General features: G+C 35.1%; 23 protein-coding genes, 1 tRNA gene and 1 pseudogene. 1 reads left to right on the forward strand and 24 read right to left on the reverse strand.

Going from position 1 to position 16,462, the window contains the following annotated elements; translation table 11 throughout:
- Positions 1-25: 25 nt before the first annotated feature.
- Positions 26-541 (reverse strand): 3H domain-containing protein, encoded by a 516-nt coding sequence (locus ACVPPR_RS06865; RefSeq protein ID WP_462298671.1) that lies wholly within the window; start codon positions 539-541, stop codon positions 26-28.
- A 125-nt stretch (positions 542-666) separates the two neighbouring features.
- Here ACVPPR_RS06865 and ACVPPR_RS06870 point away from each other — a divergent pair.
- Positions 667-740: transfer RNA gene (locus ACVPPR_RS06870), tRNA-Arg, on the forward strand.
- Between the two features lie 397 nt (positions 741-1,137).
- On the opposite strand, the gene ACVPPR_RS06875 is transcribed toward ACVPPR_RS06870, so the two are convergent.
- The 23 genes and pseudogenes from ACVPPR_RS06875 to ACVPPR_RS06985 all read right to left on the reverse strand — a co-directional run bounded on the left by ACVPPR_RS06875 (position 1,138) and on the right by ACVPPR_RS06985 (position 16,459).
- A complete protein-coding gene (locus ACVPPR_RS06875) occupies positions 1,138-1,632 on the reverse strand; it encodes a DUF2335 domain-containing protein (RefSeq protein WP_462303986.1) in 495 nt (164 codons plus the stop codon).
- Entirely contained in the window at positions 1,619-1,810 is a 192-nt protein-coding gene (locus ACVPPR_RS06880; RefSeq protein ID WP_462303987.1) for a hypothetical protein, read from the reverse strand. Before ACVPPR_RS06880 ends, ACVPPR_RS06875 begins: the two co-directional genes overlap by 14 nt.
- 157 nt (positions 1,811-1,967) lie before the next feature.
- Positions 1,968-2,792 carry an N-acetylmuramoyl-L-alanine amidase gene (locus ACVPPR_RS06885; RefSeq protein WP_462303988.1) on the reverse strand — a complete coding sequence of 275 codons (825 nt, stop codon included), beginning with the start codon at positions 2,790-2,792 and terminating at the stop codon, positions 1,968-1,970.
- Positions 2,782-3,006 (reverse strand): phage holin, encoded by a 225-nt coding sequence (locus ACVPPR_RS06890; protein ID WP_462303989.1) that lies wholly within the window; start codon positions 3,004-3,006, stop codon positions 2,782-2,784. The genes ACVPPR_RS06885 and ACVPPR_RS06890 overlap by 11 nt, the downstream gene beginning before the upstream one ends.
- A gap of 52 nt (positions 3,007-3,058) precedes the next feature.
- Complete coding sequence (locus tag ACVPPR_RS06895; RefSeq protein ID WP_462303990.1) at positions 3,059-3,298, reverse strand: hemolysin XhlA family protein; 240 nt, start codon at positions 3,296-3,298, stop codon at positions 3,059-3,061.
- A 30-nt stretch (positions 3,299-3,328) separates the two neighbouring features.
- On the reverse strand, positions 3,329-3,445 hold the full coding sequence (locus ACVPPR_RS06900; RefSeq protein WP_462303991.1) for an XkdX family protein: 117 nt from the start codon (positions 3,443-3,445) through the stop codon (positions 3,329-3,331).
- Entirely contained in the window at positions 3,438-3,770 is a 333-nt protein-coding gene (locus ACVPPR_RS06905; protein ID WP_462303992.1) for a DUF2977 domain-containing protein, read from the reverse strand. Before ACVPPR_RS06905 ends, ACVPPR_RS06900 begins: the two co-directional genes overlap by 8 nt.
- Positions 3,767-4,495: a hypothetical protein gene (locus tag ACVPPR_RS06910; protein ID WP_462303993.1), complete on the reverse strand. Its 729-nt coding sequence runs from the start codon at positions 4,493-4,495 to the stop codon at positions 3,767-3,769. The genes ACVPPR_RS06905 and ACVPPR_RS06910 overlap by 4 nt, the downstream gene beginning before the upstream one ends.
- Positions 4,496-4,508: 13 nt before the next feature.
- A complete protein-coding gene (locus ACVPPR_RS06915) occupies positions 4,509-5,927 on the reverse strand; it encodes a metallophosphoesterase family protein (RefSeq protein ID WP_462303994.1) in 1,419 nt (472 codons plus the stop codon).
- Positions 5,928-5,930: 3 nt separating this feature from the next.
- Positions 5,931-6,284 (reverse strand): hypothetical protein, encoded by a 354-nt coding sequence (locus ACVPPR_RS06920; RefSeq protein WP_462303995.1) that lies wholly within the window; start codon positions 6,282-6,284, stop codon positions 5,931-5,933.
- Positions 6,277-7,380, reverse strand: coding sequence for a phage tail protein (locus ACVPPR_RS06925; RefSeq protein WP_462303996.1), 1,104 nt, complete (start codon positions 7,378-7,380; stop codon positions 6,277-6,279). Before ACVPPR_RS06925 ends, ACVPPR_RS06920 begins: the two co-directional genes overlap by 8 nt.
- A 9-nt stretch (positions 7,381-7,389) precedes the next feature.
- Positions 7,390-8,214, reverse strand: a complete 825-nt coding sequence (locus ACVPPR_RS06930; protein ID WP_462303997.1) for a phage tail domain-containing protein — start codon at positions 8,212-8,214, stop codon at positions 7,390-7,392.
- The gene (locus tag ACVPPR_RS06935) at positions 8,214-11,852 is read right to left on the reverse strand and encodes a tape measure protein (RefSeq protein WP_462303998.1); all 3,639 of its coding nucleotides are present in this window, start codon (positions 11,850-11,852) and stop codon (positions 8,214-8,216) included. The genes ACVPPR_RS06930 and ACVPPR_RS06935 overlap by 1 nt, the downstream gene beginning before the upstream one ends.
- Positions 11,845-12,459: a Gp15 family bacteriophage protein gene (locus ACVPPR_RS06940; protein WP_462303999.1), complete on the reverse strand. Its 615-nt coding sequence runs from the start codon at positions 12,457-12,459 to the stop codon at positions 11,845-11,847. Before ACVPPR_RS06940 ends, ACVPPR_RS06935 begins: the two co-directional genes overlap by 8 nt.
- A 14-nt stretch (positions 12,460-12,473) precedes the next feature.
- Positions 12,474-12,899, reverse strand: a complete 426-nt coding sequence (locus ACVPPR_RS06945; protein ID WP_462304000.1) for a hypothetical protein — start codon at positions 12,897-12,899, stop codon at positions 12,474-12,476.
- A 59-nt stretch (positions 12,900-12,958) separates the two neighbouring features.
- Positions 12,959-13,210, reverse strand: a pseudogene (locus ACVPPR_RS06950) (Ig-like domain-containing protein); the annotation flags it as partial.
- 25 nt (positions 13,211-13,235) lie between these two features.
- Positions 13,236-13,694 carry a phage tail tube protein gene (locus tag ACVPPR_RS06955; protein WP_462304001.1) on the reverse strand — a complete coding sequence of 153 codons (459 nt, stop codon included), beginning with the start codon at positions 13,692-13,694 and terminating at the stop codon, positions 13,236-13,238.
- Between the two features lie 12 nt (positions 13,695-13,706).
- On the reverse strand, positions 13,707-14,105 hold the full coding sequence (locus ACVPPR_RS06960) for a phage tail terminator protein (RefSeq protein WP_462304002.1): 399 nt from the start codon (positions 14,103-14,105) through the stop codon (positions 13,707-13,709).
- Positions 14,092-14,433 carry a minor capsid protein gene (locus tag ACVPPR_RS06965; RefSeq protein WP_462304003.1) on the reverse strand — a complete coding sequence of 114 codons (342 nt, stop codon included), beginning with the start codon at positions 14,431-14,433 and terminating at the stop codon, positions 14,092-14,094. The genes ACVPPR_RS06960 and ACVPPR_RS06965 overlap by 14 nt, the downstream gene beginning before the upstream one ends.
- Positions 14,433-14,780: a putative minor capsid protein gene (locus tag ACVPPR_RS06970; RefSeq protein ID WP_462304004.1), complete on the reverse strand. Its 348-nt coding sequence runs from the start codon at positions 14,778-14,780 to the stop codon at positions 14,433-14,435. Before ACVPPR_RS06970 ends, ACVPPR_RS06965 begins: the two co-directional genes overlap by 1 nt.
- The gene (locus tag ACVPPR_RS06975) at positions 14,777-15,175 is read right to left on the reverse strand and encodes a hypothetical protein (RefSeq protein WP_462304005.1); all 399 of its coding nucleotides are present in this window, start codon (positions 15,173-15,175) and stop codon (positions 14,777-14,779) included. The genes ACVPPR_RS06970 and ACVPPR_RS06975 overlap by 4 nt, the downstream gene beginning before the upstream one ends.
- 8 nt (positions 15,176-15,183) lie before the next feature.
- Positions 15,184-15,537, reverse strand: a complete 354-nt coding sequence (locus ACVPPR_RS06980; protein WP_462304006.1) for a fibronectin type III domain-containing protein — start codon at positions 15,535-15,537, stop codon at positions 15,184-15,186.
- Positions 15,538-15,598: 61 nt separating this feature from the next.
- Positions 15,599-16,459 carry a capsid protein gene (locus ACVPPR_RS06985; protein WP_462304007.1) on the reverse strand — a complete coding sequence of 287 codons (861 nt, stop codon included), beginning with the start codon at positions 16,457-16,459 and terminating at the stop codon, positions 15,599-15,601.
- Between the last annotated feature and the right edge of the window lie 3 nt (positions 16,460-16,462).

Consider the following 16,462-nt stretch of genomic DNA (forward strand, 5'->3'; position numbering starts at 1 on the left):
GCCAATGAATGGATGTCTTGTCAAATTAATCTGTTTGATAACTAAGACCAGCATCCGCTAATTCTTGTTGAATTTTAACAAAACTTTCTTCAGATGGGACTTTAATCAGATGTGTGTGAATCCCTGACGTTAGTTCTGAAAGAAGATGTTCTTTATTCTCATTGATTCTTGTCATAAATTCATTTACATCACTTGGCGTTTTAATCAGTAACGTTCCAGACAACTCACCATAAATTTCATGATTAATAGTGACATCTTGCATTTCAGCACCATTACGAACTAAAATGTCTAACTCTTCCCTAACACGTCTAGCTTGGTGTTTGCAGACAATCATTTTAATAATTTGATTTGGCCTTTTTTCATAGGTATAACCATTGAACGATGCCAAAATCTTTTCACCATGGGCTCTAAGCAATGCGATATCTCCCACAATTGTTTGGCGGCTCACCTTAAATTGTTTAGCAAACTGATTCGCACTAATTGAAACTTCATTATTACGCAATTGTTCTTTAATACTTTCTTGTCTTTCTTTTCCTGTCATTTTACTCACACTTTCATTAAGATATTATTATATCTTATCACAAATTCCAGCACGTATTAGCCTTACCATTAAAATCAAATTGACTTATTTATTTCTGCCATTTATACTGAAGTAGCTAGTCATTTGTCTCTGTAGCTCAGCTGGATAGAGCAACCGCCTCCTAAGCGGTAGGTCATCAGTTCGACTCTGATCAGGGACATCCCATTACCTTTAACACCGTGCTTTTTAGACGTTTTGTGTGGTTTTTGTGTGGTTAACGTAGAATAATAGCTATTTTCTGATTCAATTCGTATCTATATTACGAGTTGAATTTTTTATTACAATCAACTATTATTTGATGTCTTATAACTAACTATATCAATAGTAGAAAAAACATTTTAGTTTAATTAATAAAAAACAGACTAACTGATATGACTGCGTTTTGGAATATTTTAGGTTAATTGAGAAAATAAGACTTCAACAAATTAATTTTTTTGTTGAAGTTGGACAATTACGTGTATATCGAACTTTGACAAAACATTATTTTTGTTAATGTTTAATTATTTTTAACCAAACAAAAAGCCTACCTCAATTAAGAGATAGGCTTTATCTTCTATTTAATTATCTTTATCATTATTCTCTGATGATATATCATTATTTCCCGACAATATAGTAACATTATTTACCAATGTTCCTAAAAATGTTAAAAAAGAGCCAGCGCCAAAAACTGATCCTATTGCAGTATGTCCTGTCATAATTAATTCAAATGAAAAAATCATAAAAACAACACAAACTATAGTAAGAATAATCATGGATGCCCACGCTAAATTTCCTCTGCGTTTCTGACGAGCTGTTTCTAGTGTTCTTCTATGACGTGATTCTTCTAATCCATTTTCAATTATTTTCTCTGCAGCATCAGGATAAAGCGCCTGATAACCTGCTAATATTTTAGGATGAGGAATGGGACCACTGTACATTTCCATAGTAGCAATTATATCTTCTTTTTCATTTTCTGAAATAGGAAGATTTTTAACCTGATCAAGTATTTCTTGGTCGTCTTTATCTAGATTATTGGAATTATTTGCTAAACTATTTTCATTATTGTTTTCCAAACTGTATTATTCCTCGCTTCATATCACTACCAATATTTTCCCAATCTTTATTAGTAAATCCACCTACAGTTTTTGACTGATTTTTATGTGGAGTATCCTTTTTAGAAAGTTTTAAAATATCTGAAAAAGCAACTGCATCACTAATGGTCTTAACTGTTATATTAATAAAATTTTGCATGCTCTACTACCTCCTATTAATTAACTTATTAACTTATTGTACTACACTTGAATTAAAAAGTAATAAACTTTCTTTCAAAATAAGAATTGAAATAAGTCAAAATAAAAAAGCCAACCTCTTAAATCAATAAGAAGTTGGCTTTAATTTTAGCATTTAATTATTTAAAACTACCCCAGTAATCTTTACGTTTACCGTTCGCTGCGTTACCAGTAGCCATGTAACCATATCCATTACCTCGTGGTTGTCTAATCCAGACGTAACCATTACCAATTCCATAAGCGTTGTAATCAATAGATTGACCTTTACCAATATTAGCGATTAAAGCACCCTTACCACTAGCGTCTTTTGTTAATGGCAAGTTTGAATTTAATTTAAACGTTCCTTTTTGCGCAATCCATTTAATACCTGTTGATACACTAGGCTTATTGGGTTTACTTGGTGCGCTTGGCTTGTTAGGTTTAGCTGATGAACCGACACCATTCTTTAAATCTTTAGCGAGTTGTGCTTTTGAGATACCCATCTTAGCCAAGTAGGCATATGGATCCTGATGATTACCCGTTTTATTATCGGATACCCATTTATGTGTTTTAATCCCATAATCATGCTTAGTATCTAAGTCTAAATCAATATCATATTTCTTGGCCATATCACGAGTTAAAGCAATAAATGTAGCATAGCTCTTTTTAAATTTAGCTGGATCCGTTTGGTTATCAATTTCAATCTGAACTGGTGAATTTTCATTTGCCCAATCAAAAGCACCATATGCTACATAGCCTGGTTCGCCCACTTGGTAGACAGTGTCACCATCAATAAAGAACTGGACATATGCATTTCCCCAATTGTCCCTGGCATATGAGGCATTAGCTTTACCAGTTGTACCCATGTTACCGACATCATGCAGGACAATAACGTTATTTTTAGCTTTTCTTGCATCGCCTTGTGCCCCTGATAATGCGAATGTTTTATTTATTTTATAAGTCATGATGTTCTCCTTTGTTTGTAGTTGTGTCATATACAATCCCAAATAACCCGCCCATTGTTAATAGTGTGTTAATTAATCCGCCTACTTGACTCTCAAATCCTTCTGGTAGCGATAAACCGAATAAAGCAAATACTTGTTCAAGTAACACAATGAATAGACTGGTTAGTGATACCCAGAGTGCTTTCGAATGCCAATTTACATTAATATTTTTCATATGTTTCCTCCTAATTTTTTGTATAAAAATAGACACCTATTTATGATGCCTGCTAAATCGTATGTGTTAAAAATCCTGTGATTAACGTTAATGCAAATGTGATAACGAAGCCCCAAATCCATTTATTGTTATCTTTAATTTCGACGATTTGTTTCTTATTTTCTTTCGCAATCATGTAAGCCTTATCAGCCACTCTAGCCGCATCATTTGCTTTTATTTCGACCTTATTAAAAACATCTAGTTTTGTTTCAATGCGAGCTAAACGGTCAACCACATCTTTATCGTTATCCAATCTCATCACCTCATTTCATTTTTGAATTTTTTATTTAACTAATTCACCATATTCTCCCACAGTGATCATGCCTGACGTTTGAAACGTCTCTAGATTTTCTTTTGTATACAATCCCATTTCATAATATGTCTTAATATAATCAAACATTTGTATTCTCCTTTGATTTAGCTATCTCTAACAACATTTGAGCGTTAAATTTATCCTGGGCCAGCTTTTGCTGCGCTTGCTGTAACATTAATTGTGCGATTGTTTTATCCGTTTTAGTTGGGACCTTACTTGGTTCCTCAATGACCGGTTCTTTATAGTCCGGATTACCGATAATCACATCATTTTCAAGCATAAAAAAAGACGGTTTGAATTTAACTTCAAAATCGTCTGGGATTACGCCAACGTATTCAATTGAATTTTCAATATCACCAATTTTAGCAAAATTAATAACCTCATTTAAGTGATTTAAACTAATTTTAATCATTCAATCACCCCCTCTATTTTAACGATTGCTCCCAAGCCACTATCATCTATCACTAACCCATTTGTTCCGCTTAAATGCATTTTCCTATTCGTTACCAGCGTCATGCTGGTGTCTGTTTTTTTCCAAACACCAGCCTCGTATAAAGAAATTTCTGCATAAGAATCTGATTTGGCTTGATTCATTGATTCAACATTTCCGCCAGAAATTAATATTTTTGTCACGCTTCGGCCAATAGCCCCATTGTCGAATTCGACGTTTAAATAATCAAATTTTGAAAGTGAATCATTAAGTGTCATGTTTTGACCAGGTGAGTGTAGCGATCCAGCCCACAGTGTCTTCCTACGTGGAATGGACATCCAACCAAAATTATCGACACTACCAGTAGAATGCCAAGTGTATGACCATAATTGTCCAGTACTTGAAACGCATAAGAAAATTTGTTTTCTGCCACCTGCACCAATAGATACATCAATTTCTACTAAACCGTTATTGGGGGAATTAATCATGTTAACTCCCTCGTAATGTCCAGGCGTTAACGTAAATACATCCGCTCCTACAGGTAATACCGTGCGTCGACCACTCGCAGCGTCCAATTCGTCACTTTGTTTTGAACTCATAAATCCATTATGCTCTGTATCTGCCACTGAATGAGCTTTATCGCCTGCTCCTGCGTGTTCTTTAATCATTCGATACAGCATATTAAGTGTTCCTTTTAATGTCGACATTCCGTATCCTCCTTTAATATGTAAATTCTCTGTCCGTCGCCGCTCCAAAACCGATTAAATTTACTTTTCTATTTATTGTATCAACAGAAATAACCGTCCAAGCATCTTCTTCAGGCGTATCCAATGGACGTTCATCAATTTTATAATCAATTGAATTCAATAAGCAGCAACATGTATATGTGCTACCAAATTGTGTATAGACACTGATTCGTTCATCATGAACATGACCATTAAAGTAACCAATAAAATTTCTAGCGCCTTGTTTTGAAAAATTAGCCGTCACATTTACCTTGAAATCTTCTTCTATTCCGTTTAATGTCACATTATTTCCTTGTTTAAAAGCTTCTAAAAGATTCATCATCAATCCAAAATTACGATGCGTTTCTATAGAATCTCCACTACCATTTGAATCTAGCGTTGCATGCGCATGCGTGACTACCATCGTGTGATAATCTTCTGGAACGTTAGCCAATGCTACTTCTGCCAGCCATTGTAGTTGTTCTTGTCTGACTGCAAAATCGTGTAATCGAATGTATTTCAACGAACCATCTTCTTTGGTTAACGTATCATCGATATCCATTGTATTAATCCCAATTACTCTTATTTTCTTATCTGGATAATCTTTATAAAAATACAGGCTATCTCCATTTCTGACTTCATCAAACAATCTATCACCGGTATGGTATGCTTCCTTCAAATAATCCTCGCTCGCAATATCTTCAATGTGAAGTGGTCTGTTTAGTCTACCTGAATAGCTTCTGAAATCCCCATTATCATGATTACCTAATAACAGAAATCTATCTGCACTTGTCCCTTTAAATAAGAATCTTTCAGATATTTCAGTCAAATTATGTTTAACTAAATCAACTCCTAACGAATAACTATTATTGTTATCCCCACCAGCAACTATCACATCTACTTTATCCTGGACAGCCAACACGTTATTGAGATGATTCATACTTAAATAGCCGTATGGATAGCCTTTTACTTCGCGCTGGAAATGTGCATCCGTCCAAAATGCCATATTAAAGTTTTTTTGATTAATCTTACTGCCTAATCTAGCCAAGGGCTGCTTAAACACTTCTTTTACCTCGGTATCTGTTTCCGTAAATGGCAATTCATTGTATTCCTTGTCTAATCGCTCGCCCAACGTCTTATATCCATTCACATTTTTAGGTTTCCGCGCATCAATCACTTCATCCAAATCAGTAGCTCCAGCAATCTGGTCATCATAGCGGTCTTCTAAATCTCCAACACGATCATCGGCGTCTTCTACAGCATCATTTACTTCATTGACAGAATCTTCTAGAAATCCACCTACACCTTTACCAAAATTTCGCAATGAATCCCAATTAAATTGTTTCTGGTTGCGTGCTTCTCGATTCTGCATTGGACTTGGTTCATCTTTTAAAAATAGGTTTGGAAGCTTCATTATTTAAACCCCTTTCTTATTCACTAATAATTTTCCGTCATTTGAAACGGTAATCAAAAACGCTGTCCCGTTTGGAGAGTTAATCTCTAACGATTCAGCGTTTAGTTTGTTCATTTGTATTCTATCCAACGATGTCATCAGGCCGTCTTTTAGTTCGGTGGCCGGTTCGTAAACTTGTAACAACAATAATTTGACATACATTTCTTTCGACATTAATCCATCATTTAACTCATCGGCTATCACAAAAGTTGGTAGTTTCCCGATTAAATAATCATCTAATCCAATTATCGCATCCACATGCGTCCTAACATAGAAACCAACACCGTCATTTCCTTTTAACTGTGCAATATCAGTCAACTGTTCCCACCATCTCTCTTAAAATTCGACTATCAAATGAAATCTGAACGTTTTTTGAAACAGTATCTATTTTTTTAACCTGATTTTTCATGTTCGTGGCAATGCTTCGCTGGATTCGTACCATATCCTTTTTGGAATTGTTAAACGTTAGTGTTGGGACACGATAAGCAAACTCATGCCCTTTATTCAAACTGATTAATTTAACATCTGTTTCATAACCCATTTTCTCATGGATGAAGTACCACAGTTCACGCTCGTTAATTTCTTCCGTCTGCGTGTAATTAAGTGTCAAAGATGTTTCTGGCACGTCTTGCAGTTGAGATTTTGCGTACGCTGCTAGCGACTTTACATCTGTAAAACGATCGTCATGGATTGGGTCAGCCATTCTAATACCTAACTCGTTAATAAATGGAGACTTATATATCGTCTCCGCAAAATAACCTTTGTTATCATCTTTAGCTTTTCCGTATGCATGAACGTACGTCTTTAACGTCGTTGAGTCGGTGGCCACTTTTACATCATTCGTATTATATTGGTATCGAAATGTTTTTTCAGCTGGAATATAAAAACTTTCTTCGGTATAAAAAGTTATTTTTTTATTGTCAGCAAAATAAATGGCACCAAATTTATCAGCGATTGTCGTTAATGTGGTCATCCCATTAATCTCACCTAGATTTTCAATCTTCACTTTTCCAAAAGTGCCTGAAAAAGCAAACGTGAATCCTAGTTTATTATCTTTTAAGCAAAAATTAACCACATCATTAATTGAATAGGTTTTGGTCCCTTCGTTCTTTTTATCAATGACCCAATCCTGCACGCTAAACATCACATGATAAGCAACGATAGCTTTTGAAAAGACATTACCACTTTGCGTTTCATCAACCGTTTTAATGATATAAGTTTGATTATGATACATAATCTCCGCCTCATTAACAGCCAAAACATAAGGTAATTCACTTTGCTCGGCTCTATACATTGTGAACGTAATCGTCCGCTTGCTATTTTTCTCATAATCATATGAAAAACTACCGTAATCAATCCCAGTCATGATTTCTTCATATTCTTTTTTGTGATCAGTAATAATTAAATAATCCATATACTCACCTCATCGATATAGGTAGTGAAAATTAAAAGCAATATTAACATTATTAGCGTTCGTTATTTTAATATTATTCCAACCCTTAGCCAGCTTGATAATTCCATGGTCCGTATTTCGACCACAGCGTTTATCATCTAAATAAGGATAGACACCATTCAACAATAAAACATTTGATTTAGTTACCTGTTTCTTAAAACTGATAGAACTCCCATTAGTCACATTCCTAATTGTCGGCATCCCTTCACACGTCAAGGCAATGTCCAGCTGATGACCCATAAGTGGATTAACCTCAAACGACGATGCATTATACACAGAAAAAGAATTCCGTTGAAATACGTACTGTAGGTCTTCGCCATTTGGCAAGTTCTGACCGATTTGCCACTTTTCAGCGTCGTAATTGAACATATCTAACATCGTCCCAAGCGACTCTGAAAATCCTTTATAAATGTTAAAACTCAACGTAACATCAGCACGATTAGCACTTGTTCGACTTCTTGAAATATCACAGCTATCCACGGCGTACATCATGCCAGGACTTTTTTCATGAATAATATAATATGGCTTATTGCCACATAAAATATCATTTGCTTCTCTTAAAATCATGTGATAATCATAATTATCATGTGCTTTTAGCTTGAATTTAATATCTAATTTAAGCGGTGCATAACTCCCGTTTATCGGCAATTCGCCGTCTATTCCTTTTCGTGAAATATTATTGCTAGAATAACTAGGGCTTGATAAATCAACTTCAATTAAATCTAAACTCAACAAATCCGTTAAATTAAATTCCTTACCACCAATTATTGCTTTTACCCAATATTTTGAAGTCATTAGATTCCTCCCTCTAGGTAACTTAACGATCTATAATCAGCCGCTTGGCGTTCACTAGTGTTTCTAGAAACCTTATCGCCGTCCAAATAAATAGCCGTTTGGTTGGTACTAGCTAAGTTTTTAAGCTGGCCCACAACTCGTTCGTTGCTTGCAACAATCTTATCAGCCATTTTACTCATGTTATCTGCAACCGTGTTATTTGTTGTATTATTAACATTTGAATTATAGGTAGAGTAGTTACTTGTTTGTCCAGATTGTGAACCAGATAGCATGCTCTCAGCCGTAATAGTTCCATTTCTGAAACCCTCAAGGCTTGGCATAGATACATTAGATAGCTCTGCAAATGGATCTGTATTCAATCCATCTTCTACTGTGTCGTTAATCATTTGCGTCATATTTTTTACAGTTTTTTGAACTGAACTGAATTTATCGTTTAATCCACGATTTAATCCAAACACGATAGCATTACCATTTTCAACAAGTAACTTCTTATCATAAGAAATAGGACCTTTATGCTCTTTAATCCAAGTAGCCCAACCGCTAACAGTATTTTTTACAGATTCAAATCCTTCGACTAAACCATCTAATAAGCCAGATACAATAGCTTTACCAGCGTTTACCATATCTCCTATAGCATTACCAATTCCTGCGCCAATTTTACCTACCATTTCACCACCCTTGCTAAGTAGTTCTCCAAGTAGTTGACCAATGCCCTTAATAAGTGCCATCACAACTTGCGCACCTGCACTTATAATTTTAGGCATATTGTCTATTAAAGCGTTAGCTAGCGCAACAATAATTCTCAATGCTGCTACAATCAATTGTGGTAGTACCTTAATTAATCCATCAATTAACGCAATCAATAATTTAACACCCGCACTTATTATTTTAGGCAAGTTGGTTATTAAAGCATTTACTAAAGCCAATATAATTCTAAGTGCCGCTTCTATTAATTGAGGTAATATTTTAATTATCCCGCTTATTAATGCCATAAGTATCTTTACACCTGCGTCTATAATCATGGGTAGACTTTTTATCAGAGCACTTACAATAGCTAATATAAGTTCAATTGCTGCTTCTATTAAGACGGGTAATATTTTAATTATCCCGCTTATTAATGCCATAAGTATCTTTACACCTGCGTCTATAATCATGGGTAGACTAATTATTAATGCATTTATAATTGCCATAATAAGTTGAATTGATACACTTATTAATTGCGGCAGGATGCTAATAATTCCACTAATAAGCGCCATTAATATTTGGATACCAGCATTCATGAGCATTGGTAATAGTGAAACAAGTGTTGCTATAATTTGAGGAACAAGTGTGACGAATAAAGTTATAAGTTGAGGTAAAGCTTGAACTATCCCATTTATTAACGCTATCAATATCTGTATCCCTGCGAGCAATATCATAGGTAATAGTGGCAAGATGGCGTTCAACAAAGTGTTAACAATTGTTATAACTGCATCCACTATCTGCGGTAAAGCTGTAATAATCCCATTCAAAAGCGCTACTAATATGTTAGTTCCTGCTTCTATTAAGACAGGTAGTACCAATGTAATGGCATCTATTAATTTATCTATAATTCCTATCATTGCATCAACAATCATCGGAATTGCTGTGGTAATACCTTCTACTAGTTTAACGATAATGTCCGTTCCGGTAGCAATAATTTCCGGTAAATATTTTTCTATAGTTGCAGTGACTGTTTCAATGGTTGCAGATAAATTATCGAACACTTTTGTTATTCCGTCAGCTGATAAATCACCTGTTTTTATCCAAGCCATAACAAAACTGGTTACTAATCCAATCACAAGCCCCATTGGTCCACTTACGCCTAAAAAAGCCAAAGCAGCAAACTTAAGCGCAGTAACGACAACGCTTAAGGCTGTCCCAGCATATCCAAGCGATCCACCAAATTTTTCAAGTAGCGGTGCAATAGCTTCTATTGCCTTACCGAAAATACCTTTAATTCCTTGACCAGCAACTCCCATTCTAGTAGCCAACTGGTCTATTTTAGTTTTAACACCATCTATTATTGGACTAAAAAAACTACTTATGCTAGTTCCTAAATCTATAAATTCTTGTTTCATAATTTTCAAACCTGGCTGTATAGCCGATAATAATTGTCCGAATTTAGCTCCCACAACATTTAAAGCGCTTTTTACAACAGATGAAAATTGTTCAAACCCTTGTTTCATAACATTTAAATTGGACTGTACAGCAGTTAATAACTGTCCAAATTTTTGAATAAATTCATTAAAACCTTGTTCAGCATTTTCCATTCCCTTATTTAAGGCTTTCATAAATGAGGCCCATATTTCTTGACCTTTTTTTGTTTTAGTAAAGAAATATGTTAATCCAGCGACTAACGCTGCTATTGCAACAATTAATACTCCTATAACTGTGGTACTACCAAATACATAAGATAGCGCTCGAAATGCACTTGTTGCCACACCAGCAGATGCAGACGATTCAATAAAAGCTAACTTCAATATTTGCAATGTTACTATAAAGCTTTTAGTTACTGCTATTGCTGTACTTACAACATTGTAAGCTACAATAGCCCCCTGCATTACAAAAAAAGCAGTAGCGCCCGCCATAATAGACACAGCTAATGTTTTAAATACATCTTGATGCTTTGTCACAAAATCTAAAAGTTCCTTAATTTTAGGCCCTAATGTATTTAATAGCTTAACTAACTTATTAAGAGCTGCCTCTGTACGTGCACCACTATTAGTAATAATAGTAGATATATCTGTTCCTAAAACAGTTTCCAACAAATTATTAAATGCCGCTATTAAGTTAGCCAGTCCACGAGTTACCGCTGTTTTCATATTAGAAATAGACGTTCCTATACCACTAGTCGCATCCTGTACAATTTTGTACAGCGACTTCAGACCACCGCCGCCTTTTGTATCAAGATTAATTAATGCATCTTGAAACTTAGAAACACTAACACTTCCATCAGACAAACCTGATTTTAATTGTCCAGAAGTCATACCCATTTCTTTAGCTAAAGCATTCAATGCTGGTCCCAAACCCGAATCTATCATAGAATTCCAAGTTTCAGCATCGACTTTACCATTTGAAAAAGCTTGTGATAATTGAATTACTGAATTATTAACTTGATCTGTTGTCCCACCGAAACCTAGTATTCCATCATTTAACGCAGCAAATATTTTTTGAGATTTACCTAAATCATTCGTTGATGACGCTATTAATTGAACGCCTTGTACAGCTCCATCCAACGGAGTAGGCAACCCTTGAATGCTGCTTTTAAGATTATCCATCGTTTGAGTTATATCTTTTGTTGTAAAACCCATGTTTTTAAACACTCTATTGGAATTATTTAAAGTATCAACACGTTTAATAGCTCCATCCATCGAATCTTTTAAAGTGTTAAATGCTATACTAGTAACCTTAACTAATCCTAAAGATGTGACCATACTTTTAACTCCACCGATTGATTTCCTAGCTGAGTCACCAACGCTGTCTATATCATTTTTTAATTTATTTGGTCCATCCGTTCGACCAATCCCACTAGCTGTTCTCATTAAATCATTCAGATTCTTTATAGCTTGTTTAGCATCAGAAATAACGGATATTTTAACAGTCCCATCGCTACTCATTTTCTTCCTCCTTTCCTTCTATTTTTTGTCCAGGTAATGCAAATCTTTTTTTAGCTTTTAACAATTCTCGTCTTTCTTTAGCTGTACCTTTCCCCTTCGGTAACTCCTTTGTTCTAATATCTCTCACTTGAACAAATCTAGTATTGTCAGGAAGGCTATTCAGTAAAGCATTAAATCGAGACCAACTTAATTTATCCTGTTGATCAATCAAATCAATGCCATACGTTTGCATAAATGCAGAGTAAATAAGGTCAGAATCAAAATCTAGATCATAATCACTCTTATTTTTACTTGCATACTTTCGTGGAAGGGGATTTCCGCTTAAATCATATTCAACAACATCAGCCGCCTTATTTAAAAATATAAAATTATTCAATATCCCATTAACAAGTTCCGAATATTGTTTATTATTTTCATCAAATGACCCCAAATCAGGAACTTCATCAATTGTTAATCCAAAAAAGATTCTATAAAAAAATTCATTATTATCTATTTTTTCCTTACAAAAATTAATCACTTTGATAATATTATTAAAAGAAGTATCAACGTTATAAAAAATGCCATTAAATTCAATTTCATTTTCTTCGGAATTAGCAAGGGAGAGCATAATCTACACCTCTCTTATTTATTTGATTTTCTTTTTTTATCTTTCAAATATTTATCAGCCATTTCTTTTTGTGTTTTGCCTGAAATACCTAATTTATCAATTTCACCAGCTAATCCTTCTCCAATTGAAAATACATAACTAACCATAATGACTTTACTTTTAGTTTCCTTGTAAAGTTTTTCAAATGCCCCTTCTCCACACATATCATCTAATGTTTCTTTGATAATGTTCATCATTTTAATCTCTTGTTTTTCCGCTGTTAAACCTTCTTTGTTTTTATCAATACTTTTAATTTTTTTATAGCTTTCATTCAATGATTTTCTAAAATTTTCTAATTTATCATCTGTTGCGTTAAATTCAAATTTATGAGTCGTTTTACCATTTGTTCCCTCAAATTCTACAGGGATCACCGTTGTTTTTTGTTTAATTACAATTGCCATTTTATATTCCTCCTAAAAAAATAGGGACTAGGTTTTACCCTAGCCCCTTTCTGTTTAACTTATTCTGCAGCTTCTACAGTCACGGACAATTCCGATTTAACTGTTGGTTTATTTTTACTTGATACATTAACTTTTACAGTTCCAACTGCAATACCTTTAATCTCTAATTTGCCACTATTCAAAGTTATGGTAGCAATTTTGACATCTGCACTCGTAACTGTCATTTCTTGATTCGCGCCAGTTGGTTCAATAGAAGCAGTCACGCTACTATCTGTTTTTCCAACTCCCAACATTAAAGTTTTTTTACTTAATTTAACGTTTGTTGGGTCAGGCTTATCAGGGTGTCACCGTTGTTTCTTCGGGAATCTTGTTGTACGTGATCGTGCAACTGAATTCTTCGTAATCCCCAGCATCTCCAGCACCGGCAATAATATCGGTAGCCGTTGCAGGACCTACCCATTGTTTTGCGCCATCTGCTGATACTACTTTGTGCCAAAGCTTACGGCCATCCCCGATTTTGTATTTCATCGAGGCGATAAGCGCTTGCGCAGGATCTTCTGGATCGTAGAATCCTTCTGGACTGTAAGCGCCCGAAACAGAAATGACTTCCATATTTTTAGAACCATCACCATCGTACATAGGCGTATCATCTGTTTCCTCATCAGTATCATCCCCAATTGATGAAATAAATTTAGCTAATTCTAAAAATTCATCTTCTTCTGGTTGAACTGTTGGTTTTTCTGGGTCAAACGGTGCAATAAAATGACCACGTAGTGCGTTTTTTGATCTTGACATTATTTCACTCTCCTAATTTTTGATTGTTGTAATTTCTGCTTGAATTAATAAGCGGTAAATAAAATAACCGCTCTCGTCTTTAGCTGACGGAAACGGCATTGATGTTGTTTTAATATTGTTAAATTCATAACTATTATTTTCACTCGGTAAATCGTCTAAATTGTCGACAGATATAGCAATTTTATTAAGTGCTAATTCAATTTTTTGAATATCTTTAGATTTGCAAGCAAACTCATAATTCAACCGCATGTCCTTAATGTCATCCATATAAACACGCGACGTTTGACCTCCTGCAACTTCGTTTAAAACAATTGAATCATCAGACAATAGCGCCCCAAATTTACAATGAAAATTACCGTCTAAAGAATTCACAAAATTACAAATTTGTTGTTTCAAATCAATTCCAGCCATGCTTCAACAACCCCTTTGCATACACCTTTTGCCAATCGCTAATGTAAAGACTCTTCGCCACTAAATCCCAACGAGGACCAGTACCTGGTGTTGTATAATTAGTCATCTGTTGATAAAACAATCTAGAGGCATAAGGCATTGTGTAATTGATATTAGAATTTTCATCTAAATGAGAAATATCACGTAAATCGCCACTTTCCATAGGAACAAATGGTTCCATATCCTTATGAATCTGATTGGCCATGACGTAACGTGCGTAGTCAACATTGCCCTGACTAAACGTTTTATTAATACTACTAAAATCAACATCTACTTTGACATTTCCCACTACAACACCTCCAACTCGTGTGCCCATGCTTCATTTTTAAACGGGTGCGAAACTTTAACATCATTCTTAATGATGTACTCGTTCCCATTAAATATAAGCTTAGAACGCAATGCGAAATCGTCTAAAAACGGTGTTGATGTATCACGATAAACAAAGCAAACAGCATTAAACTGTCTAGTTTGTTCCGTTAAGTTGGAAGACGATTGGAGCGAGTCATCAAATCTAACATATTCAACCGTGACAGGTTCAGCAAACATTGGCTTATCATAATCATCAACGCCCAAATACTCGAAGTATTGAATCGTATGTGGTGTAAATGACCTAGGAACTTTAGGAATACCCGTCATACGTAGCCAACTCCCTTATAAAGTAAGCCAGTATGGTATAAAACGTTTTTGGCATCACTTGTAATCAAGGACGTTTTAGATCCGTCAGAACCATTACTAGAGCTTCCACCTTTAGATAACGAAGTACGACCAATTGACATGGATGAAAGTGTGCTATTAAGCATCTCCACACTCGTGAAGCCACTTTCGTTCATGTAATTAATTTGGATTGCCATAGCCCTTTTAAACTGATTTCTTCTAAAGGTAAAACTATCCTTTTCTAAATCATTTCGTTTATAAAAGGCTGATGTTTCAAAATCAAGCGTATCTTCAGCAATCATTTCAAATTGATCGTACTCATTTTCGTTAACATTTTTATAACCTAATTCAGTATATTCTGCATACGTTAGATACATCTAACCACCTACTTTTCAACTGCCTTAGTTGTTTTTTTAGCTGCTGATTTTGCGTCTACTTTTGCTACTGATTTATCAGACGCAAATTCCACCTTAACCGCTTCGGACCACTCAGACCCGTAACCGGTCGTGTTTGCATTTTGAGCTTTTTCAATCTCATCCTTACCCTTGAATGTTTCATTGAATGCCTGGACGTAAAAATTAATTGTTTTACCTGATAAAGCACTACCAAATAGCTCATCATTAAACACTAATTCTGTACCTTCAACGTAATGCATCATAGTCGCATCTTCTGGCTTACCACTGCCTAAATCATGATGTACTATCCAACTTTTAGCCTTTTCGTTAGCGTCCCATGCCAATTTAACAGAACTATCAGTTAAATCAGTTGCACTAACCCCAGTTACTACCTCTGGGCGAGGATTAGGGTGCCGTAACCTTAGCTTTGCTCATGTAAATAGCTGGTTTAGCATTTTCTAAAACAAGAACGTCATAGTAATCTAAACCTTTAACAGTTGTACGGTAACCGTCACGATCTGTTGAAGCGTCAATTACATCAACTGAATTGTATTTTTCGATAGGCATTGCAACATTTAAAGGCACTAAGATAAAGTTAATGGCACCATCTTTAAGGACTTGTAAACGTGATTTTGCAACTTTAACAATGGGAATATCATTATCAAGAGTAGCCACTTTACGGTTAATACCTGAAAGATTTACTTCGTTAGTTGTGAATGTCTTAGCCACTTTAGGGCTGTTTTTAAGAGCCTTGTAATAAGCGCTTGATGCGAACATGATAAAAGGTCCAATGACTTCTGTATCAGTCATATATTGTTCTGCCTCATCAAATACTGATAAGGCGTTATCTTCTGTAACATCTTCCTCAACAATCTTACCTGCATTTGTTACTAAGGCTGTGACTGCCGTTTTATCCTTTTCTGGAATAGCAACTAGACGCGTATGTTCTTCAACTGCATTAGCAACTGTGTTTGCAAAATTTTCTTCTGTATCAAGTACGTCTAAATCGTAAGCCATCCAACGTTCCTGCATTAATTCCAAAGTTTTCTTCGAAATATCTAATTTAGCTCGGCTGTTATCACCATTACGTTTGTACGTTGATGCGGTGAATCCAGTCATTGTATTAACACGAACTTCTTTTACACCTACGAAATCAGCACTAGTTACCGCCTTAGCGCCTCCCTTTAATAATTCAAATACTTGAGAATCTGCTGCTAATTTTTGATCTAATGTTGCTAAGTCTTTACTGTTTAATGCGACTGGCATGTT

The sequence above is a fragment of the Dellaglioa sp. L3N genome (assembly GCF_054941095.1).

Excerpts from the sequence above, each read along its gene's own strand:
- ACVPPR_RS06905 (WP_462303992.1), bottom strand. The coding sequence starts at position 3,770 with ATGATTAAAATTAGTTTAAATCACTTAAATGAGGTTATTAATTTTGCT.
- ACVPPR_RS06935 (WP_462303998.1), bottom strand. The coding sequence starts at position 11,852 with ATGAGTAGCGATGGGACTGTTAAAATATCCGTTATTTCTGATGCTAAA.
- ACVPPR_RS06945 (WP_462304000.1), bottom strand. The coding sequence starts at position 12,899 with ATGGCAATTGTAATTAAACAAAAAACAACGGTGATCCCTGTAGAATTT.
- ACVPPR_RS06910 (WP_462303993.1), bottom strand. The coding sequence starts at position 4,495 with ATGTCGACATTAAAAGGAACACTTAATATGCTGTATCGAATGATTAAA.
- ACVPPR_RS06880 (WP_462303987.1), bottom strand. The coding sequence starts at position 1,810 with ATGCAAAATTTTATTAATATAACAGTTAAGACCATTAGTGATGCAGTT.
- ACVPPR_RS06955 (WP_462304001.1), bottom strand. The coding sequence starts at position 13,694 with ATGTCAAGATCAAAAAACGCACTACGTGGTCATTTTATTGCACCGTTT.
- ACVPPR_RS06940 (WP_462303999.1), bottom strand. The coding sequence starts at position 12,459 with ATGCTCTCCCTTGCTAATTCCGAAGAAAATGAAATTGAATTTAATGGC.
- ACVPPR_RS06865 (WP_462298671.1), bottom strand. The coding sequence starts at position 541 with ATGACAGGAAAAGAAAGACAAGAAAGTATTAAAGAACAATTGCGTAAT.
- ACVPPR_RS06890 (WP_462303989.1), bottom strand. The coding sequence starts at position 3,006 with ATGAAAAATATTAATGTAAATTGGCATTCGAAAGCACTCTGGGTATCA.
- ACVPPR_RS06975 (WP_462304005.1), bottom strand. The coding sequence starts at position 15,175 with ATGTATCTAACGTATGCAGAATATACTGAATTAGGTTATAAAAATGTT.
- ACVPPR_RS06960 (WP_462304002.1), bottom strand. The coding sequence starts at position 14,105 with ATGGCTGGAATTGATTTGAAACAACAAATTTGTAATTTTGTGAATTCT.
- ACVPPR_RS06885 (WP_462303988.1), bottom strand. The coding sequence starts at position 2,792 with ATGACTTATAAAATAAATAAAACATTCGCATTATCAGGGGCACAAGGC.
- ACVPPR_RS06925 (WP_462303996.1), bottom strand. The coding sequence starts at position 7,380 with ATGGATTATTTAATTATTACTGATCACAAAAAAGAATATGAAGAAATC.
- ACVPPR_RS06915 (WP_462303994.1), bottom strand. The coding sequence starts at position 5,927 with ATGAAGCTTCCAAACCTATTTTTAAAAGATGAACCAAGTCCAATGCAG.
- ACVPPR_RS06970 (WP_462304004.1), bottom strand. The coding sequence starts at position 14,780 with ATGACGGGTATTCCTAAAGTTCCTAGGTCATTTACACCACATACGATT.
- ACVPPR_RS06985 (WP_462304007.1), bottom strand. The coding sequence starts at position 16,459 with ATGCCAGTCGCATTAAACAGTAAAGACTTAGCAACATTAGATCAAAAA.
- ACVPPR_RS06930 (WP_462303997.1), bottom strand. The coding sequence starts at position 8,214 with ATGACTTCAAAATATTGGGTAAAAGCAATAATTGGTGGTAAGGAATTT.
- ACVPPR_RS06900 (WP_462303991.1), bottom strand. The coding sequence starts at position 3,445 with ATGTTTGATTATATTAAGACATATTATGAAATGGGATTGTATACAAAA.